15 protein-coding genes and 1 pseudogene are annotated in these 15,678 nt (G+C 66.3%); 2 read left to right on the plus strand and 14 right to left on the minus strand.

Annotation, left to right across the window (positions count from 1 at the left end):
• Positions 1-41: 41 nt before the first annotated feature.
• The 3 genes from ACFY2X_RS34555 to ACFY2X_RS34565 form a co-directional block, all read right to left on the minus strand.
• Positions 42-509 (minus strand): MarR family winged helix-turn-helix transcriptional regulator, encoded by a 468-nt coding sequence (locus ACFY2X_RS34555; protein ID WP_389946938.1) that lies wholly within the window; start codon positions 507-509, stop codon positions 42-44.
• A gap of 572 nt (positions 510-1,081) precedes the next feature.
• On the minus strand, positions 1,082-1,516 hold the full coding sequence (locus tag ACFY2X_RS34560) for a helix-turn-helix domain-containing protein (RefSeq protein WP_389946940.1): 435 nt from the start codon (positions 1,514-1,516) through the stop codon (positions 1,082-1,084).
• 182 nt (positions 1,517-1,698) lie between these two features.
• Entirely contained in the window at positions 1,699-2,439 is a 741-nt protein-coding gene (locus ACFY2X_RS34565) for a DJ-1/PfpI family protein (RefSeq protein WP_389946942.1), read from the minus strand.
• Between the two features lie 72 nt (positions 2,440-2,511).
• Between ACFY2X_RS34565 and ACFY2X_RS34570 the strand changes: the two genes are divergently transcribed.
• Positions 2,512-3,474, plus strand: coding sequence for a GlxA family transcriptional regulator (locus tag ACFY2X_RS34570; RefSeq protein WP_389946944.1), 963 nt, complete (start codon positions 2,512-2,514; stop codon positions 3,472-3,474).
• Positions 3,475-3,498: 24 nt separating this feature from the next.
• On the opposite strand, the gene ACFY2X_RS34575 is transcribed toward ACFY2X_RS34570, so the two are convergent.
• The 8 genes from ACFY2X_RS34575 to ACFY2X_RS34610 form a co-directional block, all read right to left on the minus strand.
• The gene (locus ACFY2X_RS34575; protein ID WP_389946946.1) at positions 3,499-3,984 is read right to left on the minus strand and encodes a hypothetical protein; all 486 of its coding nucleotides are present in this window, start codon (positions 3,982-3,984) and stop codon (positions 3,499-3,501) included.
• Positions 3,985-4,210: 226 nt separating this feature from the next.
• Positions 4,211-5,113 (minus strand): hypothetical protein, encoded by a 903-nt coding sequence (locus ACFY2X_RS34580; RefSeq protein WP_389946948.1) that lies wholly within the window; start codon positions 5,111-5,113, stop codon positions 4,211-4,213.
• Entirely contained in the window at positions 5,110-5,652 is a 543-nt protein-coding gene (locus ACFY2X_RS34585; protein WP_389946950.1) for an RNA polymerase sigma factor, read from the minus strand. Before ACFY2X_RS34585 ends, ACFY2X_RS34580 begins: the two co-directional genes overlap by 4 nt.
• A 366-nt stretch (positions 5,653-6,018) precedes the next feature.
• Positions 6,019-6,966, minus strand: coding sequence for a class A beta-lactamase (bla, locus tag ACFY2X_RS34590; protein WP_389946952.1), 948 nt, complete (start codon positions 6,964-6,966; stop codon positions 6,019-6,021).
• Between the two features lie 405 nt (positions 6,967-7,371).
• On the minus strand, positions 7,372-8,076 hold the full coding sequence (locus tag ACFY2X_RS34595) for a class I SAM-dependent methyltransferase (RefSeq protein ID WP_389946954.1): 705 nt from the start codon (positions 8,074-8,076) through the stop codon (positions 7,372-7,374).
• Positions 8,077-8,221: 145 nt separating this feature from the next.
• Complete coding sequence (locus tag ACFY2X_RS34600) at positions 8,222-8,827, minus strand: hypothetical protein (RefSeq protein ID WP_389946955.1); 606 nt, start codon at positions 8,825-8,827, stop codon at positions 8,222-8,224.
• A 534-nt stretch (positions 8,828-9,361) separates the two neighbouring features.
• Positions 9,362-10,042 (minus strand): hypothetical protein, encoded by a 681-nt coding sequence (locus tag ACFY2X_RS34605; protein WP_389946957.1) that lies wholly within the window; start codon positions 10,040-10,042, stop codon positions 9,362-9,364.
• A gap of 200 nt (positions 10,043-10,242) precedes the next feature.
• Entirely contained in the window at positions 10,243-10,755 is a 513-nt protein-coding gene (locus ACFY2X_RS34610) for a hypothetical protein (RefSeq protein ID WP_389946959.1), read from the minus strand.
• Positions 10,756-11,213: 458 nt separating this feature from the next.
• Here ACFY2X_RS34610 and ACFY2X_RS34615 point away from each other — a divergent pair, with 458 nt between their 5' ends.
• On the plus strand, positions 11,214-11,759 hold the full coding sequence (locus tag ACFY2X_RS34615) for a dihydrofolate reductase family protein (RefSeq protein WP_389946961.1): 546 nt from the start codon (positions 11,214-11,216) through the stop codon (positions 11,757-11,759).
• A 56-nt stretch (positions 11,760-11,815) separates the two neighbouring features.
• On the opposite strand, the gene ACFY2X_RS34620 is transcribed toward ACFY2X_RS34615, so the two are convergent.
• From ACFY2X_RS34620 to ACFY2X_RS34630, 3 genes and pseudogenes are all read right to left on the minus strand, one after another.
• Complete coding sequence (locus tag ACFY2X_RS34620; RefSeq protein WP_389946963.1) at positions 11,816-13,114, minus strand: RNA-guided endonuclease InsQ/TnpB family protein; 1,299 nt, start codon at positions 13,112-13,114, stop codon at positions 11,816-11,818.
• Positions 13,115-13,513: pseudogene (gene tnpA, locus ACFY2X_RS34625) on the minus strand (IS200/IS605 family transposase).
• A 127-nt stretch (positions 13,514-13,640) separates the two neighbouring features.
• Positions 13,641-15,599, minus strand: coding sequence for a serine hydrolase domain-containing protein (locus ACFY2X_RS34630; protein WP_389946965.1), 1,959 nt, complete (start codon positions 15,597-15,599; stop codon positions 13,641-13,643).
• Between the last annotated feature and the right edge of the window lie 79 nt (positions 15,600-15,678).

Genomic DNA, 15,678 nt, shown 5'->3' on the forward strand with positions numbered 1-15,678 from the left:
GACCACCCATGGCACTGCCCGACCTCTTGACGGCAGAATGCCTAGACCGGGGTGCTGCCGGTGTTCTGAATCATCTGCTGGAGCACCTTCAGGGCGGTGACGTAGTCGGCGTCGTCAATGCCCTGGTGGATGCGGTCGCGGATTGCCGGGGCGTGCCGCTTGAGGTCGGCGCGGGCCTCGTCCCCCGACTCGGTGATCCACAGCCGCCCCTCGCCGTCGCGGGTAAGCCAGCCACGCCGCAGCAGGACCTCCGCCTCGGTCTCCAGGTCGTCCTCGGGCCTGAGGTAGGAGCTCATGGCCTGCTGGAGTTCGGAGATGGTCATGCCGTAGCCGTCGGGTGAGATGTCGTTCTTCGACAGGTTGCGCAGCAACCAGTACTGGGGCTGGGTGAAGCCGAGCTCGGCCTGCTGGGCTCGGATGAACGCGATGATGGCCTCGTAGGCCACTCCGGTCCAGTACGCGGCCGGTTGTGCGGCCAGCTCGGCGTCGGAGATCTGCTGGGTCTTCATGTGCGGTGCTCCCTATGAATGATCGCTGATGTAAGCACCGTAGAACCTGAAGTTAAGTTGATATCAAGGCGACCGTGGCGAGTGTGGACTGGCCCGGCCGCCTTCGACAGATCCATGCCTTCTTCCGCGCCCGTTCACCCGATCAGTGCTGACCTTCACGCCCATCGCCGAGCCCCTCATGACCTCTCTTCCGGCTCGAACACTCGATCCTCCGTCCACCGCCACTGCCGCAAGTGAGAAGCGGCCTTCCAAACCTCGGTAGCCGTCACCGCGTGAGCTATCCAACCGCGGAGCTCCGGCAGGACAATCTTGCGCAGTGCCTCCCGGACCTCAGCACGATCCACTGACCGGACAGGATGAACCGACAGCGCGATCCCATAGACCTCCGGGTGGATACCGCCCACACGGCCCGGACGCCAGCTGACCGCCAGAGGCCAGCCCCCCGGCACCTCGCCCCAGAAGTTCAGCTCACGAACATGCTCGAAACTCTTCCCGAGCCCTTCCTCCAGATCCGACCGGGTCAAAGGCCACGACGCGCCCCGAGCCAATCTACGATCACGAGCAGACACGATTCACCTCACAACCCCGCCCCAACTCGGACAGGGCAAACGACAACCTCCGGCGAGGGCGCTCCGGCTCCGGGATGATCCAACGGTACGCACACCGTCAATCGGTTTACCGGTGGCTGAGGTAAAGGTGTTGGAGGATCGGCTCGCCTCGCGCAGTGGCTGGAACTGGACACTCAGCCGCATCTCCAGAGCCTCCGCGAGCCGCTCCAGCATCGGAATGGTCGGCATCGTCCCGCCTGCTTCGAAGCGCGCCACCGCCGGCTGCTTCAACCCCGCGCGCTCGGCCAGTTCGCTCTGGGTCAGACCGAGCTGCTCACGGCGCAGCCGTACCGCCTCGCCCAACTCGAACCGGATCCTGGTGGCCTCGTATGCCGCACCCGCTCCTGGCCTGCTCATGATCTCAGCCCGCTTGGCGCCCCAGCTCCTGCGCTCGCCCATGTCGCTCACTCCTCGTCTGCCGTGTGCGCCTCGGCGATACACCGCTGCATGACCCGCCACGCACGCTCGACTTCGGCGGACTCGCGCATTCGCAACCGTACGGTCTCCGTCGGCGCTGGAGGCTCCTCGATTGAACCGATCCGGCTTTCGTGGAGGTTCTGGCGCCGCGTTCCGGGAACCGGTTATCTGTGCGCGGCCCTGTAGACAGCGCCGCGGCGCTCGTACTCCAGGACGCGCTCGACATCGAGTGAGATGTCCATGCCGTGGCCGCGCTGGACGAGCCAGAGGGCCAGTTCCAGGCCGCTGGTGACCCCGGCGGAGGTGACCAGGTCGTCGTCGTCCACCACGCGGGCATCGATGATCCTGCCGCCCTGCTCCGCCAGCCTGTCCCTGCTCATCCGGTGAGTCGTGCAAGGCCGTCCCCTGACCAATCCCGCCGCTCCGAGCAGGAGAGCGCCCGTGCAGACCGACGCCATGACCAGGCGCGGGCGGCGGGTGGCCCGCAGCGCGGCGGGGATCACGCCCCGCCTGATCTCCATGGCCACGCCCGGCCGGGTGTGGTCGCGCACGTCGCCGCCCGGGACGATGATCACATCCGCGCCGGCAGGCTCCCAGGGGGCGCGTACCTCGATCCTGGTGCCGCAGCCGGCGACGACCGTCCTCGGCCCGTCACAGGTGACCAGCGTCGTCTCAATGGGGGCGCCGAATTTGCTCGCGATGTCGAGCACCTCCAGCGGAGCCGCGAAGTCGAGTTCCTCGACACCATCGAAGAGAACCATGTGTACCCGCCGCAGGGACGACGGCCCGGACGCACGGGTGACGGCCGCGTCTTCAGCGGACGCACGGGCGATGGCCGCGTCTTCGGGAAGAAGCGCTCCGGTGGTGGCCACGGCGGCGCTTCGGAGAAGGGTTCTGCGTTCCATGGGCCACGAGTCTGCATTCGAGGGTCCAGCGCGACCAGTGGCGGAAGTGCCGTCGTGCGCTAGGTTCTGGCCATGCACACCGTCGCCGTGCTGACGTTCCCCGGTGTCGTGGCGTTCGACCTGAGCGTCCCCTGCCAGGTGTTCTCCGCCGCGTACGCGCCCGGCGGGGCGCCGCTCTACCGGGTCAAGGTGTGCGGATCTGACGATGTGGCCGCCACGGCCGCCGACACCACATGCTTCCAGCTCCGCCCCGGCCACCCCCTCGGTGATGCCGCGTCTGCCGACACTGTCGTGGTGCCCGGTCTGGCTCACGACGCGCCTCCGGTAGCGCCCGAGGTGCTGGAGGTCCTCCGTACGGCCGCGGAGCGCGGTGCTCGCATCGTGTCCATCTGCACCGGCGCGTTCGTGCTGGCCGCCGCTGGACTGCTCGACGGGCGCCGGGCCACCACGCACTGGCGCGTGGCCGAGGAACTCTCACACTCCTATCCCCAGGTCGAGGTGGACGCGGGAGTTCTGTACGTCGACGCCGGGCAGATCCTCACCTCCGCCGGCGTCGCCGCCGGGCTTGACCTGTGCATGCATATAGTGCTCACCGACCACGGGCCCGCGGTCGCGGCGGACGTCGCCCGCGGCGTCGTCATGGCCCCCAAGCGTGAGGGCGGGCAGGCCCAGTTCATTCGCCGCCCGCTTCCCGTCCTCAACGACGCCGACCTGCAGCCGACCCTGCGTTGGATGCGCGAGGAACTGCATTTCCCGCTGACGCTCGCCGGCATCGCTCGCCACGCGAACACAAGCGTTCGCAGCCTCAACCGCCGCTTCCGGGCTCAGACCGGCACCACGCCCCTGCGGTGGCTGCTCCACGCCCGCGTGGACCGGGCGCGTGAGCTGCTGGAGACCACCAACCTACCGGTGGAGCGGGTGGCCGAGCGCTGCGGCTTCGGCTCGTCCGCGACCTTCCGTCACCGGTTCGCCCAGCATGTGGGTGTCAGTCCCAGCGCATACCGGGCCGCGTTCCGGCTCTGGGAGGAAGTGTAGGAATTCCGGTCGCAGGACTTGGTCTCAGTTCCGGAAGAGTTCGTTGAGGAAGCCCATCTTGTCGGGTCGTGCCGTCAGCAGGAGCAGGGCGAGTGTGACAACGGGGTCGAGCGCGGGATCGCTGTCTGTTCGCAGGGTGCGGACGGTGGCTTTGGGATTGGAGTGCTCCCGGGCCCGAAGAACGGTGCGCTCGCCGACGGTCACCGCGAAATGCAACTTCTGTCGAAACCGTGAGCGGTGAATGTGGTACTCCTGCCCCCACAGTCGCACGGTGTTCTTGCGGCGCTCACCCACCTGCTCTCCGCGCACGGACAGCAGTGGCCGTCCCTCGGTGAAATCAATCAGCAGACGGGGTTCGTCGCCGACCAGATCACCGCTGCCCAATACGGACTGACAGCCCCGGCCGGCCTGTACGGCGAACGCCCCCGGTGGTTCGCCGTACAGGCCGAACGTTGAGCTGAGTAGCGAGATCATGGACTCGCCCGGCCATAACCCGTCGATCGCGGTCATCTCCGAACCACCGAGCCGGCCCAGGCGCCCCGGCACCACGTGAAACGTGGAACCCTGGAGCGAAGCGCGCCGCCGACTGCCGCTGTCGAATCCTGCCGGCTGCTGGTCGCCGCCTTGGACCGGCTCTCATGACTCATAGGGCAGACCCTAGAACCACGCCTCCGAGATGATCGCCGAGGCATGAGCCAAGGCTCCGTGACCGCCGTCCACCGCGAGACCGCAACCGTCAACCGGAGTTGTGATCACTCTCCGAACCCGGGCCCTCGTGGCGAAGATCGGGGGAGAGCGGGTCGGATTCCGGGCCGACGTGGAGCACCACGGTGTCGGAACTGTACGGCACGGCCATCCAGACGATGTAGCCGTCCTCGATCGGGTCCGCGCTGACGGGTGTGCCGACAGCGGTGCCGTCGGGATTGCTCCGCATCAAGACATATCGGATCTTGAGCCCACGTTTGGCCAGTTCGGACCTGACCTCCGCGACCGTCTTGCCACGCACCGGGTAGCCGTCCACGGTTGTGGCGTCGATGGTTTCGTTGATGGTGGAGATCCCGGCATAGGGTTCGCCGGGCGCCGCCTTGCGGCCGATGCTCACGGAGATCTTCCCGGTGTATCCCGCGGGGAAGATCACTTCACCGCACCACGCCGATCCGCAGGTGCGCTGAGGGTTGTACGTCACCCCCGTGCCCGGCGGAAGGTCGCCGACCAGGTCCGGGCCGAACATCTTGCCCACCATCTGCGGCGGCACGGGGATCTTGTCCACGGTGGCGTCGAACCCGACGGCCCGGAACGCTTCCGCGAAGGCCGTCGCATCGGCGCCGGGGTCATTGACGGTGACGGTGAGGTAGTTGTCGGCCCTCTTCAGTGAGACGGCCGCGTTGGCGTATTCGGTGACGGGGCCGTTCTGGGGCAACCCGATCCCGATGACCAGGGCGGTCGCCAGGCCGACGGCGACCGCGCCCAGCGTCAGGCCACGCCGGGTCGCCAGGCGCCGGCGCGGCCTCCTGACCGGCTCCCGCTCCTCCGACATGATCGAGTCCATCAGCGCGCGCGCCCCGGCGCCCGAGACCTGCCCGGCCGGGTCCCGGGCCACGTCCTCGTTCCGCACCCGCGCGAGGTCGGCGATGTTCACAGCGTGTTCCCTTCGATGGCGACGAAGCCCGAATAGTCGATTCCGGCCTTGGCCAGGCCGCGCGCGAAGCGCCTGCGGGCGCGGTAGAGCCTGACGGCCACGGCGTTGCGGGAAATGCCGAGGATGCGAGCGATCTCCCGCGTGCCGAAGTTCTCCCAGGCGACGAGAGTCAGCAGTTCCCTGTCGTTATCCGACAGGCTCCGCAGAACCTTCCCGACCTGCGAGTGGTCCTCGACAGGTGGCTCGCCGAGCACGGGTGAGGCGGCCAACTGCTCGCGCAGCGCCGCCGTCCGCTGCTCATGCCGCCGCTCACCGCGCCGATGGTTGGCCAGCACCCGCCGGGCCACACCGAACAGCCATAACCGGGCATCCTCCCCCGAGGGCACCTCGTCGATCCGCCGCCACGCGACCATGAACGTCTCGGCGACCACATCGGCCGCATCGTCAGGATCGGGGCAACGGCGTAAGGCGTACCCGAGAATGGCGCCGTAGGTGGATTCGTAGATTTCCACGAACCGGCGCTCGGGATCCCTTCCCATCCGGTCTCCTCGCTTGAGTGGTCAACATCCACCCCATGTCCGGAAATCCCGATCTATTACAGGCTTAGGAGGCGATGCGTACACGCCAGACCGACGGAACCCGAGGAGCCGCCCGGAACCACGGGCGAACCGGCGCCACCGAGTCGGACTGGGCCGGCACCGCCGGAGGGATCAACGGCCGCCATGGTCGACCCTCAGTCCCCCGGTCGACGGCTTGGTCCAGGCCGACCGTCTGCAGACGTCTCCGATCTTGCTACGGACAGCGGCAGCGGACCTGTTCCAGCGGATTCGACTCCCGTCACCCGCTCTCAACACGAAGACCCGGGCCGGGGATTATCCCCCGACCCGGGCCATGATTCTTTGATGTCAGAGCTTTCCGAGCCCACGGGCCAGGATGGTGGCGGTCTTGGCGATGGTCGCGTTGTCGGCGGCGAGGCCCGGGGTGCGGTTGGTGTAGACCGCCATGATGATGGGGGCGGCTCCCTTTTCGGGCCAGATGACGGCGATGTCGTTCCCGCCGCCGAATCCGTCGGAGTTGGTGCCGGTCTTGTCGCCGATCGTCCAGGTCTTGGGCAGACCCGCGCGGATGCGCTCGTCACCGGTCTTGTTGGCGAGCAGCCAGGCGTTGAACTGCTCCTGGTCCTTGGCGTGCAGTGCCTTCCCGACCGTGAGCACGCGCAGGTCGCGGCTGATGGCCGCGGGCGTGGTGGTGTCGCGCTTCTCCTTGGGAGTCCAGTCGTTGAGCTCGGTCTCCCAGCGGTCCAGGCGGGAAATCGGGTCCTGCAGCGTGCGGAAGTACTTCGTCAGGCCGGCGGGCCCGCCGATCTGCTTGAGCACCATGTTGCCCGCGGTGTTGTCGCTCAGGGTGATGGTCGCCTCGCACAGCTGGGCGACGGTCAGGCCGTCCTCGACATGCTTCTCGGTGACCGGCGAGTTGGGCTTCAGATCGGCGGCCGTCCACTTGACGACCTTGCTCATCAGCCCGGGCTCGGAGGTGCGTGCCTTGTGCAGCGCGGCCGCGCAGAGGGGTGCCTTGAACGTGGACAGCAGCGGGAAGCTCTCGCCGGCCCGGTATGTCACTGTCTTGCCGGTGGCCGTGTCGATGGCGTACGCACCGATGCGGCCTTTGAAGGACGCCTCCAGCTCACGCAGCTCCTTCCTGACCTGGGCCTCTCCCGAAACCGCGGCCGCTGGGAACGCCGCCGTCGCGGCCGAGGCCGTGCCCGCGCTGAGGGCACCACCGGACGAGAGGAAGATCGCCAAGGCAGTCACGGGCAACGTGGCCGCGAGTCGGCGGGAGCGGAGGTATCGCATGTCAAATCCTTGCTTGTCGCCTGTCAGAAAGTCGAAGCAAAGCAGATGCGATCAGGCGATGTCTAATATCGATATCGAACTTCGATCGATATCTGTTCATATATAAATGCTGGCCAGGGATCCCACGACAAAGCACCTAAAAGGCCCCAACAGCGCTTGGCGTCGATTTCCGATGCTTCTGCGGCCCTTGATTCTGGGGATCCGGCCTGCTCACCCCATCCGCCCTCGATCCGGGACAAGCCGAGCAGACCACGGCCGGGGCACCAGGTAGAGCACCCTGTGAACGAACGACCTGACGCCCGGCCCGTGCTCTGTCTCCCCTGCGGACGGATCGTCGGCAAACGGGGTGGTCAGCACATCGGCTCAGCATGTTGCGGGAGCAGCAGCGTTGCGTCCCGCCTGGCTTCAGGCGAGACGCCAGGCGAGAAGCCCCTGGGGTGCGTCGATCTGGGCGAAACCCGCCCCGACCAGCTCTCCTTCGAGGGTCTCCCACACGGGACGGTAGACGTGGCCGACAATCTCCTCCTCACTGACGAGCTTGTCGCCCTCGGTGATCCGATAGAGGTAGCGAGCCTTGCACCTCTCCTCGTCCGACTCAAGAATCTCCGACAGGACCGTGTAGGCATGCCTGCCCACTTGACGCGAGTCCAGTTCCTGTAGAGGTCTCGGCGCCGGGGGGCCACCATCGCGCCAGGTGAAGACCAGCAGACCGCCGGGTTCCAGATGGGCCGCCAGCACCGGCCAGAGCCGCTTGCGATAGTCCGGCTCCAGGGCGTACATCACATTGATCATCACCATGGCCTCAACCGGCTCGTCCAGGTCCATGCTCAGCGCGTCACAGGGAAGTACGGTCACACGCTTGAGCAGTTCCGGACGCGCGCTCAACCGGGACAGCAGCACCCCGCGCATACCGGCCGAGGGCTCCAGCGCGAAGACCTCCGCAGGTGTCCAGTCGGCCAGCGACGTGGTGATCAGGCCGGTTCCCGCGCCGATCTCCAGGATGCTCCGCCGTACTCCGGAGAGAAGCGGGGGAAGTTTCTCACGGATCCCCGGCACGTGCCCGTTTTCATGGAGCAGGTCATAGAAGGGAAGGGCAATGAAGTCGGTCACGGCAGGCAACACTAGCCCCGGACAGAACACCAAGCGGAGCAAAACCGGACCGTTCGACCGGATGAACCATCACCGGCATCGCCCTTGGCTTGGGCCCCTCCTTGGCGATCGCCTCTAGCGCATCGGCGATAGCCCGATAACACGGCTACTCGGATATCTGCCAGCCGAGGCCGAAATGCTCAATAGTCCGCAGAGCCACGGTATCCGCTGAGAGTTCAGTGTTGTCGATCCGTAGATAGTCCGCCCGCTCGTCAAACTCGCCATTAGAATTGAGTTGATACTTCCTGTCTAGTTCCAAGAGATTACGCTGCGACCACTCGAGGTCACGCTTGGACGGCTTCTCGGCCAGGCGGAGCTCTCCTTTGTTCCGCTCAAGACGCACTTCCTCGCTCGCCGAAAGCTCCAGGTAGATGACCTGCCCTCCCCTGCTTCGAAACGGGGTCGCGTAATGCTCCAGCTCAGCCTGGTCGCTGGGCAGGTCAAACGCCCAGACGAACGTGAATATCAGCCCCGGCAGGTTGCTGGAGGCCACCTCAGTGAAGATCCGGCTTCTGAATTCGCTGACGGTTCTGACAAAAGGCGGGCTACCGAATTCAAAGAACCGTAGCGCCGGCTCGATAGACAAATGATTGTGAAATACCTTCAACCCGGTACGCTGCGCGATCTCATAGGCCACCGTCATCTTGCCGACTGCTGGCGGTCCCACGACATACAGCAAGGTAGGTGCGTATAGCTCCCGGGTGTCGATCACAGCGCCAATGTAGATGGAGGCCAGCACCATACACAACGACATTTTGTGGGATTGACCACCCTGGTCGTGTTAGCCGCAGCGGGGACCGCAACAGTCATGCTGACCGCGTTCAGAGTGACCAACTCGTGGGTGATCGGCACGTAGGAACGGGCGGGCCTCCGATCTCACGGAGTCCCACCCATCGGGGTACTGCTTCAAGCTGCCTCCGGCGGGGGCCTCAGGCTCCGAGATGATCGCGACAAGTCCGGGTAGTCAGTGGGCTGAGATGTACGCGTTCGCACGGACAGGGCCTACCGTTGCTGGCTCACACCGAGGCAAGCGACGACATGCGGATGCCGCCTCTCCGTCACGGTCGAGCAGCCTCGCCAGTGTCATCCGCTCCACGACTCAGGGTCCCATGCGCGTGCCCGTTGTGTGCCCGTCAGGGCGGTCAAACAGGGGGATCATAGGCACTTGCGGGTCGGCCGCTTCCCGCATTGACCTGCACCGGAGCAGGTCACAAGATCGCTACCCGAAATCTTCCCAAACTGGTGATCAGTTTATGGATGCGATGCAGAAAACGTCGATCTGCGCCTGGTTATGCTCGTCATCCCATTGGCTGACCGCCCTCTCCCCCGACTTGCAGACAACGCCACCGTCCTTGGGAGACTCGAACTCGCTGCGCGCCATGCCTTCGACCTTCTTCGTGACCTTCCACCGGGCCGCCGCGTCGGTGCAGGCGACGACCTTGTAACTCATGTCCGTGCCGGACGTCAGGCAGTCACCAATCGCGGCGTTCAACTGGGCACCAGACGGGTCCCGAAGCTCCTCGGCTTCCAAAGCTGCCTGCTTTTTGGCCAGCGCAGTGGCGGGCCGGGCCAGACAGTAAACCGCCGCCTCGGTGTTGGCGCTTTCACCGCTGTAGGAGGCGGTGGTCGTCTCACCTTCCGAGCAGATGTCGCCGCCGTTGGCCATCTTGGCGTCGAAGGCTCCCTTGGTCATGCCGCTGAAGGTGCGAGTGATCTTCCACACTGCCGTCATGTCCGTGCAGGCAACCATCTCGTAGTCGTCGTGTTTCCCATCCTTCAGGCAGTCACCAGGTTTGGCATCCGATGGGATGCCGTAACCAGCGGAGATCTCCTTTGGGAGCGAGCCGGCAGCATGCTCCGCAACAAGATCAAGTGCTAACAGTGCCGCTGCAATCAGAGTGACGGCAAGGGCAACCGTGCCGCCCACGATAAGGACCAACGTGCGAGGAAATTGGGCCGGTCGGTCTTCGGGGGGTGTCGTCAACCCGCCCCTCCTCCGCTGATCAGGATTTGTTGATCAATACAACGTCCTGGGTCTGTACGAAGGTTCCAGCAATACCAGGAGCGGTTCTGAGCCGGTTTTTTACAGGTCGAGCATGATCGGCATACGTCTTTGCAAGCAAGAGGTCAGGAGTCCGGACTTCTCGCATCCGTAATGTTCTCCGTTCGCCAGTGGCCCATGAGCCCTGGGACCTTCATCTTCCGGGAACGTCTGACGGCGATGCCTCGATTGATCAAGATCATCGTGCCGACGAGCAGGGTCACTCCTCCCGAAAGCACAGCGAGCATTGCCATAGCGGATTCGCCGTCCGGATCGCCGACTCCGGATGGCCGGCCTTCGAGCCATAGGGTCGTGGCCATCGCCTGCGTCATGACCAAAGCCCCGAACACGAAGGTGACCCCTCCCAGGACGAAGCCTGGAGACGCCGGACGGGACCGCTTGTTCCAAGGGCGGACCTTCCAGGCTCCGACCGCCAGTGCGACGGGGACCGTGAAGAACTGGCCGATGTCCAGGCCCATGAGCGCGGCCAAGCGCATGTGCTCGAATTCATCGCCCCGCTGGAGCCAGAGGAGAGGAAGCAGCGCGACTCCGCCGAGAAGCCCGATGGCAAGAAAACGGTTGAACACCATGTTCGACATGATCGCGGATAGTAGAGAGGGTCAGTCAAGCACGGGTGAAACCGTTTCTGGTTAGTGGGCAGGCATTTCTCCCTGTTCGCGGTCACGAAAGGTGACAAGCTGGCGGGCAGCACTTTTCCCCGCGTCGAACCGGGGTCGAGAGGCGATCATCAGCCGGCGTGCGTGGCGGGTGTTTTTGCTCGATGAGGATGGGATTGCTCGACTCCACGCGTAGCGTACGGTCCCCGGCCGGACCCCATACATATCTAGGGGATCTTGGCGCGGAAAATGTCGTAGCGAGACGCTAGCTTCGTTGTGTGTCGAGCCAAGCGACCACCGCCCGTCAGTTCACCAAGCAGGCCGGGCGCCTTATCCCACTGATCCGCCACGCCCCGCTGACATCGCAGACGTGGCGCCCATCAGCCCGGACCGTGGTTGCGAATCACTCCTCATAACTCCGACGACAAAAGGACAGAGAAATGGGCAAAATCATCGCGAACTTCTTCATCTCCCTGGACGGCGTGGTCGAATCACCGGACCAGTGGCACTTCCCGTACTTCAACGACGAGATGGGCGCCGCAGTCGAGGCGGGCGTGCAGAACGCGGCCGCGTTCCTGATGGGCCGCAAGCTGTACGAGGAGTGGTCGGCGTACTGGCCGACGGCGGACGTGGACCAGGACTTCTCCAAGTTCATCAACAACGCCCGCAAGTACGTCGTGTCGAACACCCTGAAGAAGGCGGACTGGAACAACACCACCGTCGTCTCCGATGACGTCGCGGCCAAACTGCGCGAGCTCAAAGAGCAGACCGACGGCGACATCCAGATGTCCGGCTCCGCGACGACCGTGCGATGGCTTCTCGCCAACGGGCTCCTCGACGAGCTGAACCTGCTTGTCCATCCGATCGCCGTCGGGCATGGCCAGCGACTGTTCGAGGGCACCCCGACCTACCCGCTGAAGCTGGTCAAGTCCGAAACGTTCCAGACCGGCGTGCTCAACCTGACCTACGTTCCGGACGCCGGCTGACCGATACCCGTGGGACGCCGCCATGGTTCCCGTGCGTATTGAAGCGCTCCCCACGGCTAAAGCCGGGGGATTCCAGCCAGCCCGGGACTCGCCGTAGGAGGGTCCTGCGCCGCTGTTGCTTGGCGGTTCACCTTCCGGCCCACGCGGTTGCGTGGTTTGCGCGCCCCAGCCCGCGCGGCCGGCCTGGCCGTCGCGAGCTCCGCCCTCCCGGCGGTGAGGATGTTCTTGGCGGCGTTCACATCCGCGTGCTCGGTGTGTCCGCAACAGGTGCACCGGAAGACCGCTTGACTCTCGCGGGACTTCCGATCCACCACCTTGCACACGTTGCACGTCTGACTCGTGTACGCCGGATCAACGATGATCACACAGGTGCCCGTGTACCGGGCCTTGCTCCGCACCGCCAGCTCGATCCGGCGCCAGCCCTTGTCCAGGATGGCCCGGTTCAGGCCGGACTTGGCGGCGGCGCCGTTGGGCAGGAAAGCCCCCGGCTGGTCAGGGTCCGGCCGGGGCGCGACGCCCTTAGTCATGTTCGTGGTCTTCAACGCCTCAAACACGATCATGTCGTGGTCGCGGGTCAGCACATGCGCGGTCTTGGCCGCGAAGTCCGCACGGCGGCGGCGGATCCGCGCAGCGAACGCCCCCACCCGGCGCGCGGCACGCCTGCGCCGGGTGGACCCCTTACGGGTACGGGCCAGGTCGCGTTGAAGCGTGGCGGCGTGCTCGACCTCCCGGTCGGTGGCGAACACCCGGTGGTGGAACCGGCCCTCGCTGGTGGTCACGATCTTGACCACGCCGCGGTCCACGCCGACCCCGCTGTCGGGTTTGGCGTGCCTGGCGGGAGTCTGTTCACCGTCGTCGACCAGGAAACTGATGTACCAGCGCTGCCCCTCCCGCATGACGATGGCGTTCTTCACCGCCCCGCCCAGCGGTCGGGTCCAGCGGAACCGGACCCAGCCCAGCTTGGGCAGCCTGGCCCGCGCCCAGCGGCGGTTCAGCCGCTCCACCGCGATCTTGCCGCCTTCGGGGAACCGGAACGACGGGCGGGTGCGCATCTTGGACTTCCAGCGCACCTTCCACGTGCCGTACATGGCGCATGCCTGATCCAGGTCGATGAGGGTCTGCTGCAGGCAGTGCCCGGGCGCCTCGGCCAGCCACTCCAGCCCCGGCTCGCTCTTGGCCTGCGCCAGCTGGCGGGCCTGTTCGTGGTAGCCGATGAACGCCCCACGCCGCCGGTAGGTGCGGCGCTGCTCCAGTGCGGTGTTCCACACCGCCCGGCACGCCCCGCCGATCCGCTCGGCGAAGGCGGCCTGCCCGGGTGTCAGGTCCAGAAGGTACTTGCGGCCGGTCAGCATCATTCACCGGCTCTTCTGGTTCTCGACGCACCGCTTGGCCACAGCCAGGGGCGCGCCGCTCACCGTGGCCACGAAGGAGGAGTTCGTCCACAACGTCGGCAGGCACGACTTCAGGTGCGGGAACTCCTCGCGCAGCACCCGGGAAGACCTGCCCTTGACGGCCTTGACCAGCCGGTGAATGCCGAACCGCGGGTCCACCTCGACCAGCAGGTGCACATGATCGGGCATGACCTCGACCTCCACCAGCCACGCCCCCTTCTCCTCGATCACCTCACCAATGAGCTGCTTGAGCCGCACCTCGATCCGGCCGCCCAGCACGCGGCGCCGGCAGGTCGGGCATCACACCACATGGGACGCGCGCTGGAACGCGATGGTGCTGGTGGTCCGCAGCGTCACAGCCACGCGGATCAGTATGCGGCGCTGCGCTGTCTACCGTACGAAGTTTCGAGAGAAGGGCTTACCCCCATGGCTAAAGCCAGGGGTCCGCGCCCTAGATCTTCGATCGCATGCCGATCGAGCTCTTCTTGGATCAGAAGAGCAGGAGGCGGTAGTCGAGGGCGACTTTGAAGTAGACGGCCACGGCCAGGGTGAGCAGGGTATAGGCGACCCGGAACGGCAGGCTCCACCAGCGGGCGTGCCAAGCGATGACCGTGGCGGGGGCCATGGGGATGGCGAAGACCAGAGCGAAGGTGGCCAGGACGGGGAGGGCGGCGAGGTGCGGGGAGTTCAGCGGGAGGGCTGACATGAGGACGTTGGGGTCGGCCATGAGGAGGACGAAACCGACGAGGAATGCGGTGGCCAGGGCGGCGCTGATCCAGGCGGAGAGGGTGGCGAGGCGGGCAGGGAGCGGTGAGCGGGCCTTGCGGATGCGGCGGACGGCGGCGGCCAGGGGCAGGCCGAGGGTCGCGAGGAGCAAAGCGAGGGCGCCGATCGCGAAGAGCGGGAGGTTCAAGGCGGGGGCGTCGTACCAGGGAATTCTCTCGTAGACCTCGGAGGGGAGGGCGGAGGAGACGAGGGTGCCGTCGCCGGGGAAGGAGATGCGGGCCTGGCCGTCGCGCTCCTGGAAGAGGCTGGGGGCGATCTGGATCCAGTGCTGGGCCACCCGGTCGGGGTCCGGGGAAAGACCGACGGTGGTGAGGGTGCCGTCGGGGTGAGCCTCGACGGTCGGGACGAAGAACAGGGTCGAGGCCTTCGTCAGGCTGGTGTGACTGGTACGGGCGGACCGGTAGGAGCCCGCGTAGTGGGAGACGTCCGTGGTGAGCGGAGTGGGCACGGGGACGGCAATGGAAGTGGGGACGACGGGCGCGACAGGCGTGGGGACGGCAGTGGAAGTGGAGACGACGGGCGTGCGCGCGGCTGACGTGGGGACGGCGGGCGTGGGCGCGGCGGGTGGGGGGAAGTGCCAGTCGATGATCTGGTTGAGGAGCTTCTGCGCGTCCCATGCGGCGGTGCCGGATGTGCCGTCGCCGTTGAAGACGACATAGACGCCGAACTTCCGGTCCGGCATGAGGGCCATGGCGTTGTGGTAGCCGGGAACGTCGCCGTCCTTGTAGAGGATCCGGCGGCCGTTGCGCGGCCGTTCCTCAAGGGTGTAGCCCATGCCGGGCATACGCTCGTCGACGGTGAAGTGCCGTTCCTGCATCTGCCGCGCGATGGGACCACCCTTCAACTGGTCGATCATGTAGCGAGCCATGTCGGCGGGGGTGACAGCGGGGCCGGTGCCGGACGGCGTCCAGGGGGCGTACTGGCCTTTCTGCTCGGTGTAGCCGCCGCCGTCCGGCCGGTAGCCGCGGGCGAGCCGTACCCCGATCGCGGCGGGGTGCGGGAGGGCGGCGGTGGCGCCGGTCATGCCGTGTGCGGCGAAGACGTGCTTGGCGACGTACTGGGCGTACGGTTCGCCCGATGCCACCTCGACGAGATAGCCCGCGAGGGCGAGGGCGTAGTTGTCGTAGACGATCCGGGTGCCGGGCGGTCGCACCCGGCGCGGCTGGCGGGCCTTGACGCTCTCGGCGAGGGAGGGCAGCCTCGCCGGGTCCTCCCCGGCGAGACCGATGATGTCGTCGTCGAAGCCCGCGGTGTAGGTGAGCAGGTGCTCCAAGGTCACCGGACGGCCCGGATAGGTGTCCTTGATTGTGAACGCTGTGAGGTAGCGGTTGACGTCGGCGTGCAGGTCGAGCCTGCCCTCCCGGACCAGGTGGAGGACGGCCTCGGCGGTGAACACCTTGGCCAACGAACCGGTGAGAAACGGCGTGGCGGCATCGACGGGACGGCCCGTGCCCACGTCGGCCAGCCCGTAGCCCTTGCTGACCACCGTCTTCCCGTTCTCCACGACGACGACGGCCGCACCGGGGATCCTGTCTTCGGTGAGGATCGCGGGGACGGCGCGGTCGATGGCCGCTCCGAGGTCATCGACATGGACAGTGGAGGCGAAGGCGGGGGCGGCGTGGAGGGTGAGAACGGCGAGGGCCACGGTGATCGCTTTCTTCATGCCCGGCAGCGTGCCGCGCGGGCCTCGTCCGCCATCAGTGTCTGGCACCCGACTCCGGCATGGAGAATGCACGACCAGG

The organism is Streptosporangium sp. NPDC000396 (assembly GCF_042898655.1).
In the GTDB taxonomy this organism is placed as follows: domain Bacteria; phylum Actinomycetota; class Actinomycetes; order Streptosporangiales; family Streptosporangiaceae; genus Streptosporangium.

Coding starts and splice junctions, on each gene's coding strand:
- ACFY2X_RS34555 (WP_389946938.1), bottom strand. CDS start 509: ATGAAGACCCAGCAGATCTCCGACGCCGAGCTGGCCGCACAACCGGCC.
- ACFY2X_RS34560 (WP_389946940.1), bottom strand. CDS start 1,516: ATGGGCGAGCGCAGGAGCTGGGGCGCCAAGCGGGCTGAGATCATGAGC.
- ACFY2X_RS34565 (WP_389946942.1), bottom strand. CDS start 2,439: ATGGAACGCAGAACCCTTCTCCGAAGCGCCGCCGTGGCCACCACCGGA.
- ACFY2X_RS34570 (WP_389946944.1), top strand. CDS start 2,512: ATGCACACCGTCGCCGTGCTGACGTTCCCCGGTGTCGTGGCGTTCGAC.
- ACFY2X_RS34575 (WP_389946946.1), bottom strand. CDS start 3,984: ATGACCGCGATCGACGGGTTATGGCCGGGCGAGTCCATGATCTCGCTA.
- ACFY2X_RS34585 (WP_389946950.1), bottom strand. CDS start 5,652: ATGGGAAGGGATCCCGAGCGCCGGTTCGTGGAAATCTACGAATCCACC.
- bla (WP_389946952.1), bottom strand. CDS start 6,966: ATGCGATACCTCCGCTCCCGCCGACTCGCGGCCACGTTGCCCGTGACT.
- ACFY2X_RS34610 (WP_389946959.1), bottom strand. CDS start 10,755: ATGTCGAACATGGTGTTCAACCGTTTTCTTGCCATCGGGCTTCTCGGC.
- ACFY2X_RS34615 (WP_389946961.1), top strand. CDS start 11,214: ATGGGCAAAATCATCGCGAACTTCTTCATCTCCCTGGACGGCGTGGTC.
- ACFY2X_RS34620 (WP_389946963.1), bottom strand. CDS start 13,114: ATGATGCTGACCGGCCGCAAGTACCTTCTGGACCTGACACCCGGGCAG.
- ACFY2X_RS34630 (WP_389946965.1), bottom strand. CDS start 15,599: ATGAAGAAAGCGATCACCGTGGCCCTCGCCGTTCTCACCCTCCACGCC.